The sequence below is a fragment of the Arthrobacter sp. B2060 genome (genome assembly GCF_059090445.1).
Genome location: NZ_JBNHFR010000015.1, coordinates 1 through 15,021, shown reverse-complemented (window position 1 = coordinate 15,021; position 15,021 = coordinate 1). Strand labels below are relative to the sequence as shown.

The following is a 15,021-nucleotide window of genomic DNA, read 5'->3' as shown; positions in this document are numbered from 1 at the left end:
AGGACTCTCAATACCGAAATTGTCCGCAGAATCGACCCCTCGATATCGTCTACGACGGCCGGGATTCCGGGTTTGCCGTGCTGGCCGCGGCGCTGGCCAGGTCTGCCGGCGGGCCCTGCCGTCGGCTCGCCAGCAGGAACGGGACGGCGATCAGCTGGATCACGCCGCCCAGCGCCAACGAGGCGGGGTAACCGTATACATCGGCGGCCCGGCCGAGCAGAGGCTGGACCACCACGCCGCCGCTTGATCCAATAAGTGAGTCGAAGCTGAGGACCGTTGCCCGCTGCTTGGAGGCGATCATGTCGTTCAGGTAGGCCTGCCGCACAGGGACGCCCGCTGCATCGACCAGCGCCCAGAGGGCCAACAGCACCAGCGCCACCCAGAACACCTGGGTGAAGCCGAGCACCACCAGGATCACTGCGCTCACGCCGCCACTCAGAATCAGCACTGTGGTGCGTTTGCGGACACGGCGCCGGATGCGGGGCGCCACCCATCCGCCGAGCACTTCGGCCCCGGCCACGATGGCGGCCGCGAGACCCGCCACGGAGTACGCGCGCGGGTCGCCGAAGAGCTCGAGCAGGTAGGGCTGCAGGGCGTAGAACACATAGATCCCGACGCCGGCGCTGAACGGAGCAGCCAGCATCACGTAACGTACGGGCGGATTCTTCAGACCGTTCTCGATCGAGGCAGAGAGTACGGCACGGGTCGCCCGAAGAGGGTGGGTGGACCGCTCCGGCGTGAACCCGACGTCGTGCATGAGCCAAAAGGCAACCATGAACATGGCCAGGAGCACGCCCACGCGCAACAGAAACGGCACACCGAGATCGGTGGCCTGCGCGATCACGCCGCCGGCCACAGAGCCGACGAGCATCGCGATGCCCGACACCATTACTCCGCGCCCGAGCACTGCCTCCAGGCCGCCTTCATAGCCCGAGAAGCGCAGCGCATCCACAAGCCAGGCCTCGACTGCACCCGAGAAGAAGGTGAATCCCAGACCGAGCAAAACCGACACCACCGCCCAGGTCCAGAACGGGGCGGAAAACTGCCAGAGCAGGTAGTAGAGATAGGTCGACACGGCCAGGGTCACGGTGCCGAGCAGGAATGAAACGCGGCGCCCCCAACCATCGGCAATCACTCCGGTGGGCACCTCGAACAGCACCATGCCTACCGTAAAGAATGCATTCGCTGCAAACGCCTCGAGGTTGCTGAGCCCGGCATCCAAGAGAAAAAGTGTGTTGATCCCCCAGATGAATGAGGCCGCAAGGGTATTGCCCAGCGTCAACGTGAGATAGGTGCGCTGGATCTTTCGGGCGTCGGCGTTCATCGCGTCTACGTCCCCGCGGGGGCGACGAGGGTGCACCAGCCCATTGTCGCCCCACTGGTCGGAGCCCGCCAGAGCAGGTTGCTCGCGGCCGCTTATTTCGCTGGGAGGCGCGAAGCCCGTCTACTCCTTGAGTTGCTCTGTCAGAACTTCAAATTCCTCGACGTTCAGGATCTCCATGTCCTGCTCCCGGCTGGTTTCGGAGCGGATCCTTCCCGCGGGCTCCTGGCTCCCGACGAGGGCTTCCTGCGTATTCCACAGCGTGATGGACAGGGACTTGTCGTCATTGCCCTTCAGGTAGTACAGGCCGGTGCAGCCGGGCAGGTCCAGCACGCGCTTCACGGTTTCGTCCGAGGGTTTCCCGGTGCTGCCGGGGCTGGTTTTGTAGGTGCTGACTCGAGCAAACATGGTCCCTCCGCATTCGGTTGTTGGAGTATGGCGGCGCAGACGGGACATCCTGGCCGCCGGCACCTCTGCCTGTATGGCCGGACCTCCCATCACCTAGTAACTACCGGCAACGGCACGGACGCAAGACCAAATTCTGCCTAGCATCAGGCGAAGCGCAAGCGTAGCCTCAATCACACAGAGCAAGGCGGCGATAACACGTGGAAGCGGATTCGCACTGTGCCGTCTCGGTCTTGGGCCGTTGAAGGAGGCGGTGATGACTGGCTGGAACGCTGACACGGCAGCCGGGCCGGTGGGGTCCGGCACGGTCACCTTGGTGGAGGGTTCATCCTTCTGTATTTCATTGGCGAACGGGGACATTCATCCGGAATTCCCACACGGCGTATTCCATGAGGACACCCGCATCCTGTCCCGCTGGAATTTGAGTGTCAACGGCCAGCCCCTGGAACCGCTCACGGCGGCGATCAAGGAGCCCTATAGGGCCCTGTTCATTGGCCGCGTTCCCCGTTCGGACGGCTACGCGGACAGTCCCCTGATCGTGGAACGACTGCGCGAAGTAAGTGCCGGGCTCCGGGAGGAGGTCAGCATCCGGAACTACTCCGGTGAGGCGGCCGAATGCGTGGTTTCCCTCAACGTCGAATCCGACTTCGCGGACCTGTTCGAAGTCAAGGAAGCCCGTGTCCAGCGGCGCTGGGACGAGTCGCGGCAGCCGGACGGCGACTCGCTGGCCATTAGGGCCGTCTGGCAGGGCGTCCGGAAGGGCGTCATCGTCAAGGCCGACGGCGCCGACGTCGCCCCCGATGCCCTGACGTACCGGACCGTTGTACCAGCGCACGGGCAGTGGACCACGCTGCTGAGCGTGGTGCCCGCCGTCGACGGCGCCGCCGCCCCGGCGGTTTCGTTCGTTCGTCCTGCGCCCGGTGAGATGTCCCGGAGCGACCGCCGCCGCCAGGAGTGGGTGGCGAAGATTCCCAGGCTGCATATGGGCAACCGCTCCATCGAACGGACCTTGCGGCGCAGCTACGACGACCTGGGAGCACTGCGCATCGAGGACCCGGACCATCCGGAGCGGATCGTGGTAGCCGCAGGTGCGCCGTGGTTCATGACCCTGTTCGGCAGGGACTCGCTCTGGGCATCGGAAATGGCGCTGCCGGTGGACCCTTCCCTGGCCCTTGGCACCCTGCAAACCCTCGCTGACCGCCAGGGGAAAAACGTGGATCCGATGAGCGAGGAGGAGCCGGGCAAGATCCTGCACGAGGTCAGGCTTGGCGTCTCCAGCGGCCTGGCCCTGGGTGGGAAGTCCGCCTACTACGGCAGCGTGGACGCCACCCCGCAGTTCGTGATGACGCTCGGATCAGTGAGCCGCTGGGGCTTTGCCAAGGACACCATCGCCGCGCTGCTGCCTCACGCAGACCGTGCACTGGACTGGGTCCGGAACCATGGCGATAAAGACGGCGACGGGTTTGTCGAGTACGAGCGCCTCAACGACCAGGGCCTGATCAACCAGGGCTGGAAGGACTCCTGGGACGGCATCAACTTCGCTGACGGCACGCTCGCCAAGCCACCGATCGCGCTCTGCGAAGTCCAGGCCTTGGCATACTCGGCGTTTCTGTCCCGCGCATGGATGGCGTACGACGCCGGCGACACGCCTTTGGCCTCCCAGCTCGCCGATGAGGCGGCACGCCTAAAGAAGCGCTTCAACGACGAGTTCTGGCTGCCTGACCGCGGCTATTACGCCGTTGCCCTGGACCGCGATAAGCGGCCTGTCGACGCGTGCGCGTCCAACATGGGCCAGTGCCTGTGGCACGGCATCATCGACGAGGACAAGGTACCGCTGGTGGCCGAACGCCTGATGTCCCCCGAAATGTTCAGCGGCTGGGGCGTGCGGACCCTCGCCAGCGACATGGGCGCCTACAACCCCGCCAGTTACCACAACGGGTCCGTCTGGCCGCACGACAACGCGGTCATCGCGGCAGGCCTGCTGCGCTACGGCTTCGTGGAGGAGGCGCAACGCATCGCAGGTGCCCTGCTGGAAGCCGCGGACTACACCGACGGCCGCCTTCCGGAGCTGTTCTGCGGCTTCAGCCGGGAGCAGGTCCCCCAGCCTGTGCCATATCCGACGGCGTGCTCGCCCCAGGCCTGGGCGGCGACTACACCGATCATGCTGGTCACCAGCCTCATGCGGTACGACGCCCACATTTCCCGCGGCGGCCTCTGGATGGACCCCGTCCTCCCGGCCTCCTACGGCGACCTGCACATCACCAACGCACCGATGGGCAACGGCCGCATCACCATCGACATCGCCGGTTCCGAACCAACCGTGCAGGGGCTGCCCGACGGCATAGCCTTCCACCGGGAGCACCGGCCGTGGCTGACCGAACTGCTGGAACAGGCCGAACTGCCGGGCCAGGCTTAGGGGCACCGCACTCTATTGCTGGCCGGCCGCTGGTCCGGATAGCGCTTGTCGAAGCGTTCGCGCGCAACTCGTCCCAGCCTTTCCACGGTGTGCCAGCTGATGACCGCCATGAGCAGGGTCAGCAGGATGGCCGACACGGCCACCAGCGGCGGCAGGTCTGCCGTCGATCCGCCGTTGAGCCACAGAATGACGATGTAGTTCCAGAGGTAGGCGGCATAGGAAACTGTCCCCAGCGCCTGGAACGCACGGGTCCACTGCGGCATTGCGCCGGTACGGGAGGCGGCCAGGACCACCAGCACAGCCGCGGCAACCATTGCCAGAGGGCCTCCAGCGAAGAAGAAAGCCGGGGATTCGTTGGCCTTGGGGAAGAAGAGCAGGGCGGTAAGGACAAGGATCGAGACGGTCAGTGCCGCCAGTCTGAGCCGGCGGCCCGAGAACCAGCTGAATATGTGGATCCTGTAGAGGCGCAGTGCCGAACCGATGATCAGCCCGAGGCCCCACGTCGTCGGCAGCGCGTAAACCAGCGAGTGAAGGTGCGGAGCAAGGATCAGCATCGCCAGGACACTGGCCGTCATCAAGGAAAGGACGACGGCGGCTGACCACCAGATCAGTCGCGCCTGGCGGTTCCGCCGCAGGGCGAGGACCAGCAGTGCGGGCCAGACGAGATAGAACTGTTCCTCCACGGCCAGTGTCCAGAGCGGCCCGATGGCCATGCTGACATCGAATGGCAGCGGGAGGTCTTTGAGGTGGCCAAGACCGGCGAGGAGGGTATAGCCGATGATCCCCTTGGACCGGTCTCCGAGGACGTCGGCCGTCAATTCAACTACGGCGTACACGCCAAGAAAGGCGATGAGTGCCGGCACCAGGCGGAAAGCCCGATGGGCGTAAAAACGGCCGTAGCGAATTTTGCGGTGCCGTTCAATGTCCCTGAGCAGCACGCCTGTGATCAGGTAACCGCTCAGCACGAAGAAGACGATGACTCCCACGATGCCGGCACCCTGAAATGTCCCGGGCCAGGAATGTCCCAGCAGGACGGCACCAACGGCAGCACCGCGAAGAACGTCCAGGCCGCCCAGCCTTGGGCGTTCTGCAATTTGCCCTGGGCGTTCTGCAGTTTGCCTGACGGCCATACCACCAGCCAGCAACGTCACGGTACCTCCGGAGCCTGTATCCGGCCGGTTCCATCGCCAGGTGAATCACGGAAACCGGCCCTTGCGTGTTGACATGAATGTGTGATGGGAGGACCCCAATCACACGCCGTATCCCAGTCTGCCAAACTTGGCTGGACGAAACCTGACTCCCCCACACGGCCGCTAAGAAGAGGGAAAATGCGGACCCTTGACGGGTTGAAGCGAGCTTGACATTGTTGAATTCTCATCTGAGGAGGCGACCACCATGCGTGAAAAGGGTTGGTCTGTGAACATCGTCATCGACGAACACGAAGGCCAAACACGAGCGAAGGCGCAGTTGAACGCCGAAAACCGCTCCGACCTGGTAGGGATGGGTCTCGCCAGGCTGAATCCGAGGGACTCGGATGTCCCCCTGATCGGTGACGAACTCGCGACGGCACGGGCACTGGCGGACTTGGCGCATCAGCTCATCGAGGCCACCGCTACCGACATCGAGAGAGTCACTAACGAAACGGCGCATCTCCGCGCTTAGCCTGTATACCAATCGACCAGTGGCGATGTGGCACATCGCCAAGGATCACTGCGTGGACCTTTCCGGCCTTGACCCTGACGTCAGGGCTGGATAGCGTCTGCGTTCATGAGCACCGTTTTCGGTGGTATGGCGGTCAGCCTCGACGGATACATCCGTTCTGAGAGCGGGGACCTGTCCTGGCTGAACGATGCCATGGCGGAGGACGAGGACTACGGTTTTGAGGCCACTGAGCGCAGAACCGGAGCCTACGTCATGGGGGCCAATACCTACCGCGAAGTGGCGGGAATGGGCAGCGGGGGCTCTGCCGTTCCGACGCACGTGGTCACCCATGACGAAACGCTGGCCACGTCAGGGAAAACGCAGCTGTTCTCGGGCGATCTGGGAGACCTTGTTGGCCGCGTCAAGTCCTCCATCCCTGCCGATAAGGATATCTGCGTCTTTGGCGGTGGCCAGCTCATGACCGAATTCATCGAGCTGGGCCTGCTGGATGAGCTGGGCGTGGCAGTCGTGCCGGTCATCCTCGGCGGCGGAGTGCCTTTCTTTGGCAGGATCAGCCGGTGGAGCAAACTGGAGCTCCTGGAGTGCCGCCCGTTCCCCTCCGGCATAGTGCTGCTGACTTACGGGCTGAAACGGCTTCCCGCCTGAACACGTTGCCCGCCGCCACACCTGCCCTGCCTCTCTTGCGGCTCACGAGGCATCGGGCACAATGAGCATCATGGTGCGCTGGAGCGAGGAGAGAGTGATCGGCGCCGCCCCCGACGGACCTTCCGTGGCGGCTGCCCGCAAGCTGGCACGTCCGGGTCCATGGTCCGATACCGGCAGCAACGACGTCCTGGTCTGGGGCAAATGTCAGGGCAGCGGCAAGACCCCGTATCAGGTGAGCGTCGACATTGCCGCGCCGGCATACCGGTGCTCGTGCCCAAGCCGGAAGTTTCCCTGCAAACACGCGCTGGCGCTGCTGCTCCTCTGGTCCCGGGGCGAGGCTGCCGGAGACGCCGTGGAGACCGCCGACTTCGCGCAGGACTGGGCGAACCAGCGGGAGGACCGCTCCGCAGCCCGCGAGCGGCGCCAGTCAGAGCAGCCGACGGACCCTGTTGCGCAGGCCAAGCGGCTGGCCAGCCGGCTGACGCTCATGGATGCGGGGATCTCGGACTTTGCCCGGTGGCTGACGGATCTGGTGCGGACTGGGCTGGCTGCCGCCCGCAGCCAGCCCTACACCTGGTGGGACGGTGTAGCTGCGCGCCTGGTGGACGCCCAGCTCCCGGGTCTGGCCGAGCAGGTGCGGGCGATGGGATCGGATGTGCATGCCCGCGCCGACTGGGCCGACCATCTGCTGCTGCTCGCGGGCCGTTGGTGGGCCTTGACCAAAGCGTGGGGCAGGAGGGACGAGCTGACTCCAAACGAGCTTGCCGATGTCCGGGCGGCCGTCGGGTGGTCCATGGCATCGGCCGATGTCCAGGGCACCGAGGCTCTGCCCGGCCCATGGCTGGTGCTCGGCGCCTACCGCGGCGATGACGGGCGGCTCCAGCAACAACGCACCTGGATTCGCGGACCCGACGGAACGCTCGCGGTCGTCCTCGATTTCGCTGCCCGCGGTGAAGCGCTCGCGACGCCCCAACTGGCGGGGGCGGAGTTGGACGTTACCGTGGCGCGGTATCCGGGCTCCGCACCGCAGCGGGCAATGTTCACAGGTCCTATTGCCCCGCGCGGGCTCGCCCAGAGCCTCGGTGAGGGTTGCAGCATCGTCCAGGCGCTGGAACTGGAGGCTGCTGGGGTCGCTCTCTCGCCCTGGCGGGAGCGTTACCCGGTGCTGCTGGGCGGGGTCCGTGTCCTCCCTGGTGATCATGGCTGGCTGCGGGACGGGTCTGGTGACGCCCTCCCCATTATCGACGCGCCCTTAAACTCGCTGCTCGCATTAACCGGCGGCCATCCTGTCGACCTGTTCGGAGAACTGGAGGAGGGCCGCGTGCGGCCGCTGACCGTCGTCGTCGGCGATGCGGTGGTGACGCCGTGACGTGGCTGGCCGACCTCCGAACGTCGGCGCTCCTGGGCACGGGACGGCGCGCAGCGCCACTTCCGCCCGCGGATCTGGATTTTCGCCCGCCGGATGGCCTGTCCCGCGAGGAGTCCCTGCTCGACCAGGCGGCCCTGGCCGACGTCGTCACCCGCGCTGTCCGCCGCCCCCGCATCGTGGACACCGCTGACCTGCCTGATCCGGCCCCGGCGGACGATGCCCCGCAGGCCCGCGGTGAGGCCGCCCGGCTGCTGGACCTGCTGCTCACCCAGCCTCCCGTCGGTGTGGAGCTCCGCTCCCAGCTTGTGACGGACTGGCTGCAGCTCGCCGGAGCGTCCGGACGGCGGGTTCCGCACCGCTCAATCCCGGCGTTGCTCGCCTTGGCTGACACGCATCGGGGCGTGGCGGAGCATTTGCATCCGGCCATCGGAGCCCGCGGCCGCTGGCTCCAGTCCCTCACCCGCCCCATGGATTCCGGTCCGCATCCGGAGACGACGGCCGACTGGGCCGAGCTAAGGACTGCTGACGCCACAGTGGAACTGGAACGGCGCCGGCGCAGCGACCCGGCGTCCGCGCGTGACCAGCTGGCCACCCATTGGGATACGCTCAGCGCCCGGGAACGGACCGCCTATCTGAGCGTCTTCGGCACCAACCTCCAATCTGCCGACGAGGATCTTCTGGAACGTGCACTGGACGACAAAGCCAAGAGCGTGCGGGACGTCGCTGCCGCCCTGCTGGACGGACTTCCCACGAGCGCCCGCGCCCAGCGGATGGCCGCCCGGCTGCAGCCTCTGGTCCGTGTGAAAGGCCTCCTGCGCAAGCAGTTCGAGATCGACCTTCCGCCCGATCCGGACGCCGCAGCCCTGCGCGACGGGATCGCCCCGGCTCCCCGCGCGGGCGAGCCTGACCGGTTGGGGCGGCTGGACACGATCATCCGCGGCGCGCCGCTCGACGTGTGGGAAAGCATCGCCGGCCGCAGCCCCGCCGCAACACTGGCGCTGCTTGACGGCGAACCCCGCGTGATCGACACGATGGTCGCCGCTGCGGTCCTCCGGGCCGATGCCAGGTGGGCCCGCGCGCTTTTGGATGTCCGCACTGATGCGCGGCTGTTGAGTTGTTTACCGACGGCGGAACGGGAGCAGGCGCTTCTGCGCCACATCCGCGGCGGCACGGCACAGCCCATGGCGCTGGTCCCCCTGCTGCGGGACGTGCCGAGGCCATGGGGCCTGACATTGGCTGACGCGGTCCTAGAGCTCATTACCGCTAAGAACGGCGGCCCGTTGGCGGCAATGGTTGCTGATTTCCTGCCCATGGCGCTGCCGCTCGACTCGGCAGATCGCTGCCGCCACTTGCTGCAACATTCCGACGACGACGCCCCGCGTCGCCGCGTGTTTCGTGATGTGGTGCAGTACCAATCGTTCCGACAATCGCTGACGGAGGCCTTCCGATGACCGATGCCCAGACCGCCCCGGACATTCTCCGTGCCCATGCGGAAACCGCCTACGCCGACGAACTCCAGGCGTTGGCCGCCGTCGACGACCGTCCCCGACCGCCCAGCTGGCGGCTGTCCCCCTGGGCCGTCGCCACCTACGTTCTTGGCGGCACGTTGCCGAACGGCATGCAGATCAGCCCGAAATATCTGGGATCGGCCCGGCTGGTGGAAATCGCCGTTGCCTCACTGGCCACCGATCGGGGGCTGCTGCTGCTCGGCGTGCCGGGGACGGCGAAGACCTGGCTCGGCGAGCATCTGGCAGCGGCCATCTCGGGTACGTCCACGTTGGTAGTGCAGGGCACGGCAGGCACACCGGAAGAGGCGCTGCGGTATGGCTGGAACTATGCGCGGCTGCTCGCCGAGGGCCCGTCCCGTGCAGCCTTGGTCCCCGGACCAGTGATGCGTGCCATGGAGACCGGAAGCATTGTGAGGGTGGAGGAGCTCACCAGGATCCCGTCGGAAGTGCAGGATTCCCTGATCACCATCCTGAGCGAAAAGACACTGCCGATCCCCGAACTCAACACGGAAGTGCAGGCGCGCAAGGGATTCAACGTCATTGCCACAGCGAACAACCGCGACAAGGGCGTCAACGACCTGTCGTCTGCCCTGCGCCGCCGGTTCAACACCGTGGTGCTGCCGCTGCCGGACAGCCTGGACCAGGAGGTGGAAATCGTCACCACCCGGGTGCGCAGCCTCGGCGCGGCACTCGAGCTTCCGGCCGATCTTGCGGCACTTTCGGAGATCCGCCGGGTGGTCACGGTGATGCGCGAACTGCGCGCCGGCCTCACGCAGGATCAGCGCACCGCCCTCAAATCCCCATCCGCCACCCTGTCGACGGCAGAAGCCATTTCGGTGATGACGAACGGCCTGTCTTTGGCAGCCCACTTCGGTGGCGGCAGCGTCCGCGCCGATGACGTGGCGGCCAGCCTGGTCGGGGCGGTGATTAAGGATCCGGTCCAGGACCGGGTGATCTGGCAGGAATACCTGGAGACCGTGGTCCGCAACCGGCCGGAGTGGAAGGACCTCTACCGGGCCTGCCGCGATCTCGACACCTCGAACTGATCCAGTGACAGACGTCCATGTCCTCGGGATCCGGCACCATGGGCCCGGTTCAGCACGCTCGGTTGCCGAGGCCCTGGCGTCCATCCGGCCGGACCTGGTGCTGGTTGAGGGCCCGCCCGAGATTGAGCAGGTTCTCTCGCTGGTTGCCGATGCCTCAATGACTCCGCCGGTGGCGGCGCTCATCTACGCCGCCGATCAGCCGAGGCTGGCCTCGTTCTACCCGCTGGCGGGCTTTTCCCCGGAATGGGTGGCGATGCGCTGGGCTGTGTCGACGGGAATTCCCGTACGTACAATCGACCTTCCCGCGGCGAACAGCTTCGCGCTGCAGATCGCCGCGGCTTCCGCAGCGCCGGCGTCTCCCCCGGAAACGCCGGATGAGCCGGACACGGCTGGGGAAGATGCAGCCGGGGAAGAGGCGGAACCCGTTGCGCCAGAGCCCTACCGGCCAGATGCGATTTCGATGCTGGCCCAGGCTGCCGGGTACAGTGACGCCGAGCGCTGGTGGGAGGACGCCGTCGAGCACCGCAATGCCAGCCCCATCGACAGGTTCGCGGCCATCAGCGATGCCATCGCAGAGATTCGGGCCGACGACGTGCGGCCTGCCGGGCACCCGGACGTCGTCGAGAATGGCCGACGCGAAGCCGCAATGCGGCGGCAGCTGCGTGCCGCGATGCGCGAGGGGCACGCAAGCATCGCGGTGGTGTGCGGGGCCTACCACGCCCCCGCGCTCGTTCCGGCGAACTTTCCCCCGGCGTCCATGGACAACAAGCTGCTTACCGGTTTGCCCAAGACCAAGGTCGCTGTTACCTGGGTGCCGTGGACGTCGGACCGGCTGCGCCTGCAGACCGGGTACGGGGCAGGCGTCACGGCGCCCGGCTGGTATCAGCATCTCTTCGCCCACTGGAGCTCCCGGGATCCCAAGGCCGATGTGGCCACCACCTGGCTGGTCCGCGTTGCACAAACCCTGCGCCGGGAACATCTGGATGCGTCCACGGCCTCCGTCGTGGAGGCCAGCCGGATGGCAGCGGCTCTGGCCGCACTCCGCGGCCGCCCCAGCCCCGGCCTGACGGAGCTGGACGACGCCGCGCAAGCTGTTCTCTGTGATGGCTCACGCGTGCCCCTGGCGTTGGTGCACCGCGAGCTCACGGTTGGATATGAGCTGGGAAGCGTGCCGGAGTCTGCACCGACCGTCCCACTGGCCGCCGACCTCGCCGCAATCCAGCGCCGCCTGCGCTTGCAGCCGAGTGCGATGGAGGAGATTCTGACCATCGACCTCCGCAAGCCGAATCAGCTGGCCCGCTCAGTCCTGCTGCACAGGCTGGCACTGCTCGGCGTGAACTGGGGAACACCGAGCGACACCGGCCGCACAACGGGCACGTTCAAGGAGGCATGGAGCCTCCTATGGCGGCCGGAACTGGCCCTCGCAGTGGTGGACGCCAGCCGCTACGGCACCACCATCGCCGCGGCAGCAGCGGCGTGTGCAGCTGAACGCGCGCAGGGTGCCGGCAGCCTGGCCGATCTCAGCGATCTGCTCGCCGCTTGCCTGCTCGCGGATCTGCCCGACGGAATCAGCGCCGTGGTGTCGGTACTGGCCGAGCAGACAGCCGCGCAGCAGGATGTGGCCCCGCTGCTGGAAACCATAGCCCCGCTCGCCCGGACCTCCCGCTATGGCAATGTGCGCGGAGTGGATGTCACAGGAGTGCAGGGGATCCTGGATGCCACGGTGGTGCGGGCCTGCGTCGGCCTGCCGACTGCATGCGCCGGGCTGGACGATGAAGCCGCCGCCGCGATGCGGCGGGCCATCAACTCCGCCCAGCACGGTCTGTCACTGTTGCCGGAGCTGCCCCTGGACGACTGGCACGCGGCGCTCGCCGCCGTCGCGGGTTCAGATCGGATCCACGGATCAGTCGCAGGGCGTGCCACAAGGCTGCTGCTGGACGCGGGGCTGGTCGACAGGGATGAGGTCGCGGCCCGTCTCAGCCGTCGGCTGTCCATCGCAACTCCGGCGCCCGAAGCCGCCGCCTGGCTGGATGGACTGCTGTCCGGCGACGCCGTGCTGCTGGTTCACGACCGGCGCCTGCTGCAGATCGTCGATGAGTGGGTCGCCGGGGTGCACGATGAGGTCTTCGATGACGTTTTGCCCCTGCTGCGCCGGACATTTTCGCTGTTCAGCCCGCCGGAGCGGCGGGAGATCGGCGAACAAGTGAGCCGGGACAGCGAACTCTCGCAAACCCCAACCGCTACGACGTTTGACCTGTCGGGAGCCGGTCCGGCGATCCGTCTGATGGCCAGGTACCTTGGATGGGAGGCCAAATCGTGACCGGCTTGAACCCCGACGGCCGCGACCGGCTCAGCCGCTGGCGCCTGGTCCTTGGCGGGCACGAGGCCGACGGCATCACAACGGCCGAGGGCCAACCTGTGGTCCTCTCAGCCGCGGACCATCGCAGGGACCAGGCCCTGCAGGACTTGTATGAAGCCCCAAAAAGCGGGCGGGGAGGCCTCGGCGCGTCGAGCCCGCGGGTAGCCCGCTGGCTCGGCGACATTCGCGGTTACTTCCCGTCCACGGTCGTCCAGGTGATGCAGGCCGACGCCATGGACCGGCTCGGCCTGCGGCAGTTGCTCCTCGAACCCGAGATGCTCCGCACGGTGCAGCCCGATATCGCCCTGGTCAGCACGCTCGTGGGACTGGGCCGCGCCATCCCCGAGCGTTCCCGTGAGACCGCCAGGGCGGTGGTCCGGCAGGTGACCAGGGAGTTGGAGGATCGCTTGCGGGCCAAGACGATTCAGGCCGTCTCCGGGGCATTGAACCGCGCCGCGCGGACCCGGCGTCCCAGGCACCGGGACATTGACTGGAACCGCACGATCGCCGCCAACCTCAAGAACTATCAGCCCGACTATCGCACAGTGGTGCCTGAGCGGCTGGTCGGTTACGCCCGGCGCAGTACCGAGGTGCAGCGGGAGATCATCCTGTGCATCGATCAGTCCGGTTCCATGGCCGAATCGGTGGTGTACTCGAGCGTGTTTGGCGCGGTGCTCAGCTCGCTGCGGTCTGTGCGCACGCGGCTGGTGGTCTTCGACACCGAGGTTGTTGATCTTACGGATGACCTGGAGGATCCCGTGGATGTGCTCTTCGGCGTGCAGCTGGGGGGCGGCACGAACATAAACCGGGCATTGGCCTACTGCCAGGACCAGATCACCCACCCGACCGAGACGATCCTGGTGCTCATCAGCGATCTTTATGAGGGTGGAATAGCCGAGGAGATGCTGCGGCGGGCCGCCACCATCGTCGGATCGGGAGCAACCCTGATCGCGCTGCTGGCGCTGAGTGACAGCGGTCACCCCACGTTCGATTCAAACCATGCCGCTGCCCTGGCCGGAATCGGCGTCCCGGCCTTCGCCTGCACGCCTGATCTGTTCCCGGAGCTGATGGCCGCGGCGATCGAACGCCGGGACGTGGGCGAATGGGCGGCATCGCACGACATCGCGACGAGTCACGAAACGTAGGGCTTGTCCACACAGACGTCCTTGAGAACGTTCCGTGGCTAGCTGGCTGGCTTTAGTGCGGTTCGCCAGGCGCCGACGGCTTTGGCGGTGCTGAAGGTCCAGGTGGCGGTGCCGGCGGCGCCGGCGGTTGCCTGGGTCCTGTCGGCCTGTTCGGCGATCTGCCCGCCGGTGGCTTCCCACCGCTCCGTCCATCCCGTCGGTGGGGTCGCTGCCGGGTTGGAGCTGTCAAACCCGAGGCCGCCGATCAGCATCGCACCGTTGCTCGCTGTGGTGATGCCCGGAACGGTGATGCTGGTGGCCGTGTAACTGGTGTTGACGGCGGTGGCCACGGCACTGTCCAGCGGTGTGGTGGTGTTGACGCCGGTGTACGCGGTGATGCCGCCGCCCCACTTCACGGCCTTGCTCAGCGTCCAGGTATAGGTTCCCGGATCCGCGGCACCGACGACGCGGTAGTAGGCGAACACCTTCGCCCCGGCCGTGGAGGAGCTGGCTATGCTCAAGCCGTTGACGATCGCGGTCCAGCCCGCAGGGACAGCCACCGTGGGATTCTGGTCCGCCGTGAAGGAGGCGACCAGCACATCCCCGGCCGTCCTGCCCGCGGGCGCGGCCAGTGCCACCGTGGCGGTGGCCGTGGAGGTATTCGTTGTCGTTGAACTCCGGGCAGTGATCCCCGACGCCGGCGGGGCCGGCGGATTGACCGTGATCGTCGCGGTCGCGGAGGTCGAGCCTCCGCCGTTCGTCGCGGTCAGCCTCGCCGTGTACGTCCCCGCCGCGGTGTACGTGTGGGAAGGGTTCCGCTCCGTGGACGTGCCGCCGTCACCAAAATCCCAGGACCACGACGTCGGCGCCCCGGTCGAGGTGTCAGTGAAACTCACCGGCAACGGGGCCGTGCCCGTCGTGGGGGACGCGGTGAAGGACGCCACCGGCGCCGGCGTGGCCGCCGGGTTGACCGTGACGGTCGCCGTCGCGGAGGTCGAGCCTCCGCTGTTCGTCGCGGTCAGCCTCGCCGTGTACGTCCCCGCCGCGGTGTACGTGTGGGAAGGGTTCTGCTCCGTGGACGTGCCGCCGTCACCAAAATCCCAGGACCACGACGTCGGCGCCCCGGTCGAGGTGTCAGTGAAACTCACCGGCAACGGGGCCGTGCC

Annotated in this window: 12 protein-coding genes and 1 pseudogene; 8 read left to right on the top strand and 5 right to left on the bottom strand. The window is 66.8% G+C overall.

All coding sequences use genetic code 11. The features are described 5' to 3' along the window. Positions 1 to 49: 49 nt before the first annotated feature. On the bottom strand, positions 50 to 1,324 hold the full coding sequence (locus AC5RUM_RS20190; RefSeq protein ID WP_494036686.1) for an MFS transporter: 1,275 nt from the start codon (positions 1,322 to 1,324) through the stop codon (positions 50 to 52). A 120-nt stretch (positions 1,325 to 1,444) separates the two neighbouring features. Beyond that, complete coding sequence (locus tag AC5RUM_RS20185; RefSeq protein ID WP_494036620.1) at positions 1,445 to 1,729, bottom strand: hypothetical protein; 285 nt, start codon at positions 1,727 to 1,729, stop codon at positions 1,445 to 1,447. Between the two features lie 253 nt (positions 1,730 to 1,982). Here AC5RUM_RS20185 and AC5RUM_RS20180 point away from each other — a divergent pair, with 253 nt between their 5' ends. Further along, a complete protein-coding gene (locus AC5RUM_RS20180) occupies positions 1,983 to 4,142 on the top strand; it encodes an amylo-alpha-1,6-glucosidase (RefSeq protein ID WP_494036619.1) in 2,160 nt (719 codons plus the stop codon). Here the strand turns inward: AC5RUM_RS20180 and AC5RUM_RS20175 are convergent. Then, positions 4,139 to 5,272 carry an acyltransferase family protein gene (locus AC5RUM_RS20175; RefSeq protein ID WP_494036618.1) on the bottom strand — a complete coding sequence of 378 codons (1,134 nt, stop codon included), beginning with the start codon at positions 5,270 to 5,272 and terminating at the stop codon, positions 4,139 to 4,141. The two genes, AC5RUM_RS20180 and AC5RUM_RS20175, sit on opposite strands and share 4 nt — an antisense overlap. A 265-nt stretch (positions 5,273 to 5,537) precedes the next feature. On the opposite strand from AC5RUM_RS20175, the gene AC5RUM_RS20170 reads away from it, so the two are divergent. The 7 genes from AC5RUM_RS20170 to AC5RUM_RS20140 all read left to right on the top strand — a co-directional run bounded on the left by AC5RUM_RS20170 (position 5,538) and on the right by AC5RUM_RS20140 (position 13,876). Beyond that, the gene (locus AC5RUM_RS20170; RefSeq protein ID WP_400576657.1) at positions 5,538 to 5,804 is read left to right on the top strand and encodes a DUF1876 domain-containing protein; all 267 of its coding nucleotides are present in this window, start codon (positions 5,538 to 5,540) and stop codon (positions 5,802 to 5,804) included. Between the two features lie 105 nt (positions 5,805 to 5,909). Next, a complete protein-coding gene (locus tag AC5RUM_RS20165) occupies positions 5,910 to 6,449 on the top strand; it encodes a dihydrofolate reductase family protein (RefSeq protein WP_494036617.1) in 540 nt (179 codons plus the stop codon). Positions 6,450 to 6,510: 61 nt separating this feature from the next. Continuing rightward, entirely contained in the window at positions 6,511 to 7,818 is a 1,308-nt protein-coding gene (locus AC5RUM_RS20160) for an SWIM zinc finger family protein (protein ID WP_494036616.1), read from the top strand. Beyond that, positions 7,815 to 9,269, top strand: coding sequence for a DUF5691 domain-containing protein (locus AC5RUM_RS20155; RefSeq protein WP_494036615.1), 1,455 nt, complete (start codon positions 7,815 to 7,817; stop codon positions 9,267 to 9,269). The genes AC5RUM_RS20160 and AC5RUM_RS20155 overlap by 4 nt, the downstream gene beginning before the upstream one ends. Next, entirely contained in the window at positions 9,266 to 10,372 is a 1,107-nt protein-coding gene (locus AC5RUM_RS20150) for an ATP-binding protein (protein ID WP_494036614.1), read from the top strand. The genes AC5RUM_RS20155 and AC5RUM_RS20150 overlap by 4 nt, the downstream gene beginning before the upstream one ends. 4 nt (positions 10,373 to 10,376) lie before the next feature. Continuing rightward, positions 10,377 to 12,692 carry a DUF5682 family protein gene (locus AC5RUM_RS20145; protein ID WP_494036613.1) on the top strand — a complete coding sequence of 772 codons (2,316 nt, stop codon included), beginning with the start codon at positions 10,377 to 10,379 and terminating at the stop codon, positions 12,690 to 12,692. After that, on the top strand, positions 12,689 to 13,876 hold the full coding sequence (locus AC5RUM_RS20140; protein WP_494036612.1) for a VWA domain-containing protein: 1,188 nt from the start codon (positions 12,689 to 12,691) through the stop codon (positions 13,874 to 13,876). The genes AC5RUM_RS20145 and AC5RUM_RS20140 overlap by 4 nt, the downstream gene beginning before the upstream one ends. A gap of 38 nt (positions 13,877 to 13,914) precedes the next feature. Here AC5RUM_RS20140 and AC5RUM_RS20135 read toward each other — a convergent pair whose 3' ends face one another. Together AC5RUM_RS20135 and AC5RUM_RS20130 are read right to left on the bottom strand one after the other, a co-directional pair. Beyond that, a complete protein-coding gene (locus tag AC5RUM_RS20135) occupies positions 13,915 to 14,376 on the bottom strand; it encodes a hypothetical protein (RefSeq protein WP_494036690.1) in 462 nt (153 codons plus the stop codon). A gap of 255 nt (positions 14,377 to 14,631) precedes the next feature. Next, a pseudogene (locus AC5RUM_RS20130) lies at positions 14,632 to 15,003 on the bottom strand (PKD domain-containing protein); the annotation flags it as partial. Positions 15,004 to 15,021: the final 18 nt, after the last annotated feature.